This is a genomic window from Bradyrhizobium sp. DOA1 (assembly GCF_001593325.1).
Taxonomy (GTDB): Bacteria; Pseudomonadota; Alphaproteobacteria; order Rhizobiales; family Xanthobacteraceae; genus Bradyrhizobium.
Window position 1 is genome coordinate 6,272,432 of sequence record NZ_JXJM01000001.1, and the last position, 9,132, is coordinate 6,281,563.

The window sequence follows — 9,132 nt, forward strand, 5'->3', positions numbered from 1 at the left end:
GAGTTTCTGAGCTGACATCGGGTACGAGTTAATACGCATGTATCAGTGGGACTTCGGCATCCTCTGGAGCTATCGCTGGCTCTTTCTCAACGGGCTCGGCGTCACCGTCGGCTTCACCGTGGTCATCGTGGTGTGCGGGCTGCTGTTCGGCCTGCTGGGTGCGTTCGGCAGTCTGTCGCGCTTTCGGGCGCTGCGCATCGCCGCGCTCGCCTTCATCGAGGCGTTCCGCTGCACGCCGATCCTGGTGCAGCTGATCTGGTTCTATTACGCGCTGCCGATCCTCGCCGGCGTCGAGATGACGCCGATCACGGCTTCCGCGCTGGCGCTTTCGCTCTATGGCGGCTCGTTCTATTCCGAGATCATCCGCGGCGGCATCATCTCGATCGACCGCGGCCAGTCCGAAGCCGGCGCCGCGCTCGGCATGACGCCGATCCAGACCATGCGGCGCATCGTGCTGCCGCAGGCGATCAAGCGCATGATCCCGGCGCTGATGAACCAGTCGATCATCCAGTTCAAGAACACCTCGCTGGTCTCGGTGCTGGCGGTGCCCGACCTCGTCTACCAGAGCCAGGTCGCCGCCCATGACAGCTACCGGCCGCTGGAAACCTACACCGCGGTCGCGGTTGCCTATGCGGCGATCCTGATCCCGCTCACCATCCTCGTCCGGCGCGGCGAGAAGCGACTGGCGGTGAGCGAATGAGTGAGACGCCGAAAATCGAGATCCGCAGCCTTCGCAAGAGCTTCGGCAGCAACGAGGTACTCAAGAACATCAATCTCGACGTCGCCAAGGGCGGCGTCGTCGCGCTGATCGGCCCGTCAGGCTCGGGCAAGTCCACCCTGCTCCGCTGCATCAACCTGCTGGTCGTCCCCGACGGCGGCAGCGTCCGCGTCGGCGACACGCGCTTTGCCTTCGGTGAAGGTACCAAGCTCCCCGATGTGAAGACTCTCGCAAAATTCCGCGCCACCACTGGCATGGTGTTCCAGCACTTCAACCTGTTCCCGCACATGACGACGCTGCAGAACGTCATGGAAGGACCGGTCACGGTGCGCCGCATGGCGAAGGCGGATGCCGAGAAGCTCGCGCGCGCGCAGCTTGCCAAGGTCGGCCTTGCGGAAAAAGCGGACCAATATCCGGCAACGCTCTCCGGCGGCCAGAAGCAGCGCGTCGCGATCGCGCGGGCGCTCGCGATGGAGCCTGACGTCATGCTGTTCGACGAGGCGACGTCCGCGCTCGATCCTGAATTGGTCGGCGAAGTCCTGAACGTGATCCAGCAACTGGCCTCCGAAGGCATGACCATGGTGATCGTGACCCACGAGATCGCGTTCGCCCGCGAGGTCGCCGACCGCCTCATCTTCATGCGCGACGGCGTCGTCGTCGAGGAAGGCCCGGCGCGGCAGGTGATCGACAATCCCAAGGAAGCGGCGACGCGCACTTTCCTCAGCCATTTCCATCGCACCGGCGCGCTACCGCCGGCTACAACGGCATTGAGATGAGCCAAGTACTTCTTCCCGCAAGAGGCCAAACTGTTATCGATCGCGTCTATCTCGTGACGGGCGCCGCCAGCGGCATCGGTCGCGCCACAGCGAGACTGCTAGCAGCACCTGGTGTAGGTCTCTTGCTGCACACGCGGTCGAACTGGGCGGGCCTGGATGACGCAATGGAAGAAGCGGAGGAACGCGGCGCCACCGTCGGGCAATGCCGCGGCGACTTCGCCGAGGAAGCCGCCGTCACCGACGCGATCGCCGCCGTGCAATCGGCCTTCGGCCGGCTCGACGGATTGATCCTGGTCGGCGGCCATGCCCGCCGCGGCAGCGCGATCGGCACACCGGCGGACCAATTCCGGCAGGCGATGGATGAGTCCGCGCTGGCTTTCTCGCGAATGGTCGAGGCCGCGCTGCCGCTGCTGCGTGCGGGGCAGGATTCGCGAATCGTCGCGGTATCGTCCTTCGTCGCGCACGCAATCCGGCCCGAATTCGCGCCCTTCGCGGCAACGGCTGCGAGCCGCTCCGCGCTGGAAGCACTGGTACGGCTGACCGCGATCGAGCTCGCCAGCGACGGCATCACCGTCAATGCGGTGTCGCCGGGCCTCATCGTCAAGGACAAGCCGAGCGAGAGCCGGCTATCGCCCGAGCAGATTGCGGCGACCGAAGCGCTGATCCCGATGCGCCGCCGCGGCCGACCCGAGGAAGTCGCCGAGATCATCGCCTTCCTGGCATCCCCAAAAGCATCCTACGTCACCGGCCAGGTCTGGCACGTCAATGGAGGCCTGACATGAGCGAAGCGACCATCGAACGTCTCAGGCTGTTCCTGATCGAGAGCCCAATCAAGATGGCGCGCCTGCAGGGCGTCGGCAACGTCAAGGGCACGGTCAAGCGCGTGCTGATCGAGCTCACGTCCAGTGACGGCGTGATCGGCTGGGGCGAGGCCGCGCCGTGGGAAGTGTTCACGGGAACGCCGGAGGCGGCGTTCTCGGCACTGGACATCTACTTGCGTCCCATCGTGCTCGGCAAGCCGGTGCGCCGCATCCGCGCGCTGATGGCCGAGCTCGACCGCGCGCTGGTCGGCCATGCCGAAGCGAAAGTCGCGATCGAGATGGCGCTGCTCGACATCGTCGGCAAGTCATCGGGGCTCTCGGTCGCCGATCTCCTCGGCGGCCGGGTGCGCGACACCATCCCCCTCTCCTTCTCGATCGCCGATCCCGACTTCGCCGCCGATCTCGAGCGCATGCGGCAGATGGTTCCAGACGGCAACGTGATCTACAAGGTCAAGACGGGCGTGAAGGCGCATCGCGAGGACCTCGCGCATCTCGAAGCGATCCGGGAGGAATTCGGCGACAAGGTGGACCTGCGCGTCGACTACAACCAGGCGCTGGCGCCGTTCGGCGCCATCAAGATCCTGCGCGATATCGAAGAGTTTTCGCCGACCTTCATCGAGCAGCCGGTGCCGCGCAAATATCTCGACGTGATGGCGCAGCTCACCGCGGCGCTGGAGACACCTGTTCTCGCCGACGAAAGCTGCTTCGACCGCCGCGACATGATGGAGGTGGTGCGCCGCGAGGCGGCCGATGCCGTCTCGATCAAATTGATGAAGGCCGGCGGCCTGTTCGAGGCGCAGGCGATCATGGCGATTGCCGACATCGCCGGCCTGCCCGGCTATGGCGGCACGCTGTGGGAGGGCGGCATCGGCCTTGCCGCCGGCACACAGCTGATCGCGGCAACATCAGGCATCTCGCTCGGCTGCGAATTCTACATGCCGCATCATGTGTTGACCGAGGACGTGCTGGAAGAGCGCGTCGCCAATCGCGGAGGTCATGTCGTGGTGCCCGACGGGCCGGGCCTCGGCATTCGTGTGAGCGAAGCCTCGATCCGCGCCAATGCGCGGGTGATTGCGGAGGGGTAGTTTCCGTCATTCCGGGGCGCGCGCAGCGCGAGCCCGGAATCCATAGCCACAGACAGAGGTTGTTGCGCGAGCTGGCAACCACGAGTCTTGGCCACACTTCTCCCTGTGGTTATGGGTCCGGGATCGGCGCTCCGCTTCGCTCCGCTTGTCCGGGACGACGACCGTATATGCGGTGACAGCGGGGCCCAATCCTTCCCCTATCGGAATCGGTATCGTATGGTCGGGCCCAACACGCCCGTCCCATCGGGCCATCCGGAAACACCTATGCCCGAACCCGCCTGGTCGCTGCATTCCCGCCTGAAGGAGGACACCATCGACATCGGCGATCTGCCGCTGTCGAAGGTGCTGGTCATCAAGGACGCACATTATCCCTGGCTGCTGCTGGTGCCGCGGCGGCCTGATGCGGTCGAGATCATCGATCTCGACGAGGTGCAGCAAGCGCAGCTGATGACCGAGATCTCCCGCGTCTCGCGCGCGCTGAAGGAGATCACCAAATGCGACAAGCTCAATGTCGCAGCCCTCGGCAATTTGGTGCCGCAGCTTCACGTTCACATCATCGCACGCCGCACCAGCGACGCGGCCTGGCCGCGGCCGGTGTGGGGCGTGATGCCGCCGCTGGCGCATGACGCCAACGAAGTGCAGAATTTCATCAGCGCGCTCCGCCGCAAGATCTGGTTGGGTTGAAAGAACAAAGATGTCAGCATTCGACGCGTTTCCGCTGGGGCAGCCGGCCTTCGTCACCAATGTCCTCGACCGCGCCGCGCATCTGCGCCGCGACGACGAGAAGCTGTTTGCGATGGAGCAGAAACCCTCCTCGCGCGCCTATGTGATCTATCGCGACTCGCTGCTGGTGAAGCACGAGGGCGAGAAGGTGCGCGCGCTGCTCTCGATTGACGAAGCGCTGAAATGCGGCGCCAATCCCGGCACGGTGTTCCTCGGCCTTCGCGACGGGGCGGCCGTGTTCGGCATGGGCCTATCGCAGGCTGCCGCCGAGAAGCTGGTCGGCGGCGCCGACTACACCGTGACCGAGCTGCGCGGCATGGCGATGCAGGGCGCGATCCCGCCCGAAGAGCTCTCGGCCGTGGCAATGGCGAAGTCGATGGTGACCTGGCATCAGCGCCACGGCTATTGCGCCAATTGCGGCACGCGCACCGCGATGAAGGAAGGCGGCTGGAAGCGGGACTGCCCGAGCTGCAAGGCCGAGCATTTTCCGCGCACCGACCCGGTCGTGATCATGCTGGTCGCCTCCGGTGACAAATGCCTGCTCGGTCGCCAGAAGCACTTTCCGCCGGGCATGTATTCCTGCCTCGCCGGCTTCGTCGAGGCGGCCGAGACCATCGAGGACGCGGTGCGCCGCGAAATCTTCGAGGAGTCCGGCATCCGCTGCACCGACGTGCAGTATTATATGACCCAGCCCTGGCCCTATCCGTCTTCGCTGATGATCGGCTGCAGCGCGCGGGCCGTCAGCGAGGACGTTGTGGTCGATCACTCCGAGCTGGAGGATGCACGCTGGTTCACGCGCGAGGAGGCCGCAAAGATGCTGACGCGGACCCATCCCGACGGGCTCGCCGGCCCGCATCCCTTCGCCATCGCTCATCATCTGCTCGGCCGCTGGGTGCACGACAAGAGCTGACCGCAGATGGTGCCATCCGGGATTCCGCCGCGCATCCTCTGCATCGGCATTCCCGTGCGCGACCTGACCTTTCGGGTCGAGGCCGTGCCCACGCGCGGCAGCAAGTCGAACGCCAGCCATCTCGCCGAGATCTGCGGCGGCAACGCGCTCAATGCGGCGATCGCCATCGCGCGGCTCGGCGGCCGCGTCGCGTTCGCGGGGCCGATGGGCGATGCGCGGGAGACCTCGAGCGGCTTCATCCTCGAGCGGATGGCGGCTGAAGGCATCGACACCGCGCATATCGTGCGCATGCCTGATGTGACCACGCCGGTCTCGGCGATCATGATCGAGCCCTCAGGGGAGCGGACGCTGACGATCTATCGCGATCCCGCCCTGTGGTCCGTGAAGCTGCCCGAACCCGGCGAACTGCTCGCCAATTCCCACGCGGTGCTCGTCGAAAGCCGCTGCAGCGCGTTCGCGACGTCGCTCTGCACTGAGGCGCGCCGGCGCGGCATTCCCGTCATCGTCGGCGTCGATCGCGCGATGGCGTTGCAGGACGGCCTGCTCACGACCGCCTCGCATCTGCTGTTCGCCAGCGAACAGGCGCAGGAGACCGCCGGCATTGCCGACGATGGCGCGGCGTTGAAGCGCCTGGCCGCGCTGACGCCGGCCTTCCTCGCCGCCACGCGCGGCCCGCGCGGTACGATCTGGCTGAACGACGTGGGCGAGCTGGAAGAGACGGCGGCTTTCCCGGTTCGGGCGGTCGACACGCTCGGCGCCGGCGACGTTTTCCACGGCGCCTTCGCCCTTGGCCTCGCCGAGGGTAAGGGGCTGCGGGAGGCGCTGCGATTCGCCGCGGCCGCGGCAGCGCTGAAATGCGCAGGCCATGGCGGCGGCCTGGCTGCCCCGCAACGCGTTGAAGTTGAAGACCTTTTGCAAGGCCGGCTCTAGAGCGATTCCACTGTTACGCCGAGATTATGGGCTTGCTGGGGAATGATTTTCTCTATATCAGGGGAATCAGCCCTCGAAATGGAACAAAGTTCTTCAAATGACTGACCTTGCCGTCCAGATTCCCGAGACCAACCGCCGCCTCGATGCCATCGACCGCAAGATCCTGATGGTACTCCAGGAAGATGCCTCCCTTTCCGTCGCCGAGATCGGCGACCGCGTCGGCCTGTCCTCGACCCCCTGCTGGAAGCGCATCCAGCGGCTGGAGGCCGACGGCGTGATCATCAAGCGCGTCGCCCTCGTCGACCAGAACAAGATCGGGCTCGGCATCTCCGTGTTCGTGTCGGTCGAGAGCTCCGACCATTCCGACGCCTGGCTGAAGCGGTTCGCCGAAGCCGTCAGCGCCATGCCGGAGGTGATGGAGTTCTACCGCATGGCCGGCGACGTCGACTACATGCTGCGCGTCGTGGTCGCGGACATGCAGGCCTACGACGTGTTCTACAAGAAGCTGATCAGCGCCGTGCCGCTGAAGAACGTCACCTCGCGCTTCGCCATGGAGAAGATCAAGTCGGTCACCTCGCTGCCGATCCCGGCGGTGGTGGCGGCTTAGGTCGCGCCACATGGAAGCTGTCATCGCCCGGCTTTACCGGGCGATCCAGTATTCCAGAGACGGCGATGATTAAGCCGAGAGGCCTCGGCGTACTGGATGCCCCGGTCAAGCCGGGGCATGACAGCGGAGAGAGCCTCCGCCTCAAATCTTCTGATTGTACTCGCCGACTTCGGGATGCGTGCGCAGCACGCTGTTCACCATCTCGAACATGTCGTGCATGCGCTGCTCGGAAACCGGGCTCTCGACCACGACGACGAGCTCGGGCTTGTTGGAGGAGGCGCGCACCAGGCCCCAGCTGCCGTCTTCCACCGTGACGCGCACACCGTTGACAGTGACGAGATCGCGGATCGCCTGATCGCCGATCTTGACACCCTTCGCCTGCAAACCTTCGAAGTGCTTCACCACCTTGTCGATGACGCCGTATTTGGTCTCGTCGGCGCAGTGCGGCGACATGGTCGGCGACGACCAGGTCTTCGGCAGCGCATTCTTCAGGTCGGCCATCGACTTGCCCGGCGCGCGGTCGAGCATGTCGCAGATCGCGATCGCCGAAACCAGGCCGTCGTCATAGCCGCGGCCATACGGCTTGTTGAAAAAGAAATGGCCGGACTTCTCGAAGCCCGCGAGCGCGCCCGTCTCGTTGGTGCGGCGCTTCATGTAGGAGTGGCCGGTCTTCCAATAGGCGGTCTTGGCGCCCTGCTTCTGCAGCACCGGATCGGTGACGAACAGGCCGGTCGACTTCACGTCGACGATGAACTGCGCGTCCTTGTGGATCGCCGACATATCGCGCGCCAGCATCACGCCGACCTTGTCGGCAAAGATCTCCTCGCCGGTGTTGTCGACGACGCCGCAGCGGTCGCCGTCGCCGTCGAAGCCGAGGCCGACATCGGCCTTGTGATGCAGCACCGCATCGCGGATCGCGTGCAGCATCTCCATGTCCTCGGGGTTGGGATTGTATTTCGGGAAGGTGTGGTCGAGCTCGGTGTCGAGCGGGATCACCTCGCAGCCGATCGCCTCCAGCACCTGCGGCGCGAACGCGCCGGCGGTACCGTTGCCGCAGGCCGCGACCACTTTGAGCTTGCGCGTCAGCTTGGGACGATTGGTGAGATCGGCGATGTAGCGCGCCGGATAATTCTCGTGGAACTGGTAAGAGCCGCCCGCCTTGTTCTTGAACTCCGCGTTCAGAACGATCTGCTTCAGCCGCGTCATCTCGTCGGGACCGAAGGTCAGCGGGCGGTTGGCGCCCATCTTCACGCCGGTCCAGCCATTGTCGTTGTGCGAGGCCGTGACCATGGCGACGCAGGGCACGTCGAGGTCGAACTGCGCGAAATAGGCCATCGGCGTCACCGCAAGGCCGATGTCGTGCACCTTGCATCCCGCCGCCATCAGGCCGGAGATCAGCGCATATTTGATCGAGGCCGAATAGCCGCGGAAATCATGGCCGGTAACGATCTCCTGCTTGACGCCAAGCTCGGCGATCAGCGCGCCCAGCCCCATGCCGAGCGCCTGCACACCCATCAGGTTGATTTCCTTCTGGAACAACCAGCGCGCGTCATACTCGCGAAAGCCCGTCGGCTTCACCATCGGCTCGGATTCGAAGGCGTAGGTGTTGGGCAACAATACGGATTTCGGCTTCGGGAACATTGAGGCGGTCTCGTGAAAAGGGGGCAGGATTTGTTGCAGCCTTAGCGAAAGCCAGGCCGCAACGAAAGGCGGGAATGAAGGCTTATGGCCGATAATTGCGGCAGTTTGGTAACGAAGAAACGTTGCCGCGGAGGCGGTCAGGGCGAAGAGATTATCTTTGAAAATGACAGTCGGACGAACATGCGGGCCGCGCCTACTGCTCCAGCACCATCTGGCCGTTGGCGTATTCGAAGCGCTTCAGGCGAGACAGGAAGGAGAGGCCGAGCAGGTTCTCCGAGAGCGCTGTGTCCGGCAGCACCATGGCGTCGACGTCGCGCACGATGAGGCCGCCGACCTCGAGCATGGCGATGCGGGTGCGCGCGGCCTTGATGGTGCCGTTGGCGGTGGAGACGGTGGCGGTGTAGTCGCTGCGCGAGGGGCGCAGGCCGAAGCGTGCGGCGGAGGTCTCGTTCAGCGCAACGACGGACGCGCCGGTATCGACCATGAAGCCGATGCGCTGGCCCTCGATCCGTCCCTCGGCCTGGAAATGCCCGCGGACGTCGCGAGAGAGGACCAGGTTGCGGCCGCCGGCCGGCGCGGTGGAGGCGACGGCCACCGTCGTGCGCGGCACCGAGGTGGCGGAGGCGGAGCTCATCTTGTCCGCCATCTGGGCCATGAAAGTGCCGAGGCCGATCATGACGGCTGCGAAGATCACTATGTTACGCATCACACCACTTCCGAGCCGAAAGCCCGATTTCACCACGCGGCACGCCCCTCCGCGAGCGAAGGCGCGCCGCCGTACGTGCCATTTTGACGAAAAGGATGAGCGGACGGTTAATGCGGCCGGGAGTTCTCACGTCCCGCGCGGCTTCGCCCGCCTTGTCGGCAGCGCGTTGGCGGGATCGTCCGGCCAGGGATGGCGCGGATAGCGGCCGCGCAGGT

At 65.2% G+C, this 9,132-nt stretch carries 10 protein-coding genes; 8 read left to right on the forward strand and 2 right to left on the reverse strand.

What is annotated here, in order from left to right; all coding sequences use genetic code 11:
- Window positions 1–37 precede the first annotated feature (37 nt).
- From SE91_RS29015 to SE91_RS29050, 8 genes are all read left to right on the forward strand, one after another.
- On the forward strand, window positions 38–700 hold the full coding sequence (locus SE91_RS29015) for an amino acid ABC transporter permease (RefSeq protein WP_008542676.1): 663 nt from the start codon (window positions 38–40) through the stop codon (window positions 698–700).
- Window positions 697–1,494 carry an amino acid ABC transporter ATP-binding protein gene (locus tag SE91_RS29020; RefSeq protein WP_061850091.1) on the forward strand — a complete coding sequence of 266 codons (798 nt, stop codon included), beginning with the start codon at window positions 697–699 and terminating at the stop codon, window positions 1,492–1,494. The genes SE91_RS29015 and SE91_RS29020 overlap by 4 nt, the downstream gene beginning before the upstream one ends.
- A complete protein-coding gene (locus SE91_RS29025; protein ID WP_061850092.1) occupies window positions 1,491–2,276 on the forward strand; it encodes an SDR family NAD(P)-dependent oxidoreductase in 786 nt (261 codons plus the stop codon). Before SE91_RS29020 ends, SE91_RS29025 begins: the two co-directional genes overlap by 4 nt.
- Window positions 2,273–3,400: a muconate cycloisomerase family protein gene (locus tag SE91_RS29030; protein ID WP_061850093.1), complete on the forward strand. Its 1,128-nt coding sequence runs from the start codon at window positions 2,273–2,275 to the stop codon at window positions 3,398–3,400. Before SE91_RS29025 ends, SE91_RS29030 begins: the two co-directional genes overlap by 4 nt.
- A 264-nt stretch (window positions 3,401–3,664) precedes the next feature.
- Window positions 3,665–4,084, forward strand: coding sequence for an HIT domain-containing protein (locus SE91_RS29035; protein ID WP_061850094.1), 420 nt, complete (start codon window positions 3,665–3,667; stop codon window positions 4,082–4,084).
- A 10-nt stretch (window positions 4,085–4,094) separates the two neighbouring features.
- Complete coding sequence (nudC, locus tag SE91_RS29040; RefSeq protein WP_061850095.1) at window positions 4,095–5,033, forward strand: NAD(+) diphosphatase; 939 nt, start codon at window positions 4,095–4,097, stop codon at window positions 5,031–5,033.
- A gap of 6 nt (window positions 5,034–5,039) precedes the next feature.
- The gene (locus SE91_RS29045; RefSeq protein WP_061850096.1) at window positions 5,040–5,963 is read left to right on the forward strand and encodes a sugar kinase; all 924 of its coding nucleotides are present in this window, start codon (window positions 5,040–5,042) and stop codon (window positions 5,961–5,963) included.
- Between the two features lie 97 nt (window positions 5,964–6,060).
- Window positions 6,061–6,570 (forward strand): Lrp/AsnC family transcriptional regulator, encoded by a 510-nt coding sequence (locus SE91_RS29050; RefSeq protein WP_061850097.1) that lies wholly within the window; start codon window positions 6,061–6,063, stop codon window positions 6,568–6,570.
- A gap of 141 nt (window positions 6,571–6,711) precedes the next feature.
- On the opposite strand, the gene SE91_RS29055 is transcribed toward SE91_RS29050, so the two are convergent.
- Both SE91_RS29055 and SE91_RS29060 read right to left on the reverse strand, forming a co-directional pair.
- Window positions 6,712–8,211, reverse strand: a complete 1,500-nt coding sequence (locus tag SE91_RS29055; RefSeq protein WP_061850098.1) for a phosphomannomutase/phosphoglucomutase — start codon at window positions 8,209–8,211, stop codon at window positions 6,712–6,714.
- Window positions 8,212–8,404: 193 nt separating this feature from the next.
- Window positions 8,405–8,917: a TIGR02281 family clan AA aspartic protease gene (locus SE91_RS29060; protein ID WP_008542637.1), complete on the reverse strand. Its 513-nt coding sequence runs from the start codon at window positions 8,915–8,917 to the stop codon at window positions 8,405–8,407.
- Between the last annotated feature and the right edge of the window lie 215 nt (window positions 8,918–9,132).

Bases quoted from the DNA above. Each gene is read 5' to 3' on its own strand.
- SE91_RS29050 (WP_061850097.1), top strand. From the start codon at position 6,061: ATGACTGACCTTGCCGTCCAGATTCCCGAGACCAACCGCCGCCTCGAT.
- SE91_RS29030 (WP_061850093.1), top strand. From the start codon at position 2,273: ATGAGCGAAGCGACCATCGAACGTCTCAGGCTGTTCCTGATCGAGAGC.
- SE91_RS29060 (WP_008542637.1), bottom strand. From the start codon at position 8,917: ATGCGTAACATAGTGATCTTCGCAGCCGTCATGATCGGCCTCGGCACT.
- nudC (WP_061850095.1), top strand. From the start codon at position 4,095: ATGTCAGCATTCGACGCGTTTCCGCTGGGGCAGCCGGCCTTCGTCACC.
- SE91_RS29025 (WP_061850092.1), top strand. From the start codon at position 1,491: ATGAGCCAAGTACTTCTTCCCGCAAGAGGCCAAACTGTTATCGATCGC.
- SE91_RS29035 (WP_061850094.1), top strand. From the start codon at position 3,665: ATGCCCGAACCCGCCTGGTCGCTGCATTCCCGCCTGAAGGAGGACACC.
- SE91_RS29015 (WP_008542676.1), top strand. From the start codon at position 38: ATGTATCAGTGGGACTTCGGCATCCTCTGGAGCTATCGCTGGCTCTTT.
- SE91_RS29045 (WP_061850096.1), top strand. From the start codon at position 5,040: ATGGTGCCATCCGGGATTCCGCCGCGCATCCTCTGCATCGGCATTCCC.
- SE91_RS29020 (WP_061850091.1), top strand. From the start codon at position 697: ATGAGTGAGACGCCGAAAATCGAGATCCGCAGCCTTCGCAAGAGCTTC.
- SE91_RS29055 (WP_061850098.1), bottom strand. From the start codon at position 8,211: ATGTTCCCGAAGCCGAAATCCGTATTGTTGCCCAACACCTACGCCTTC.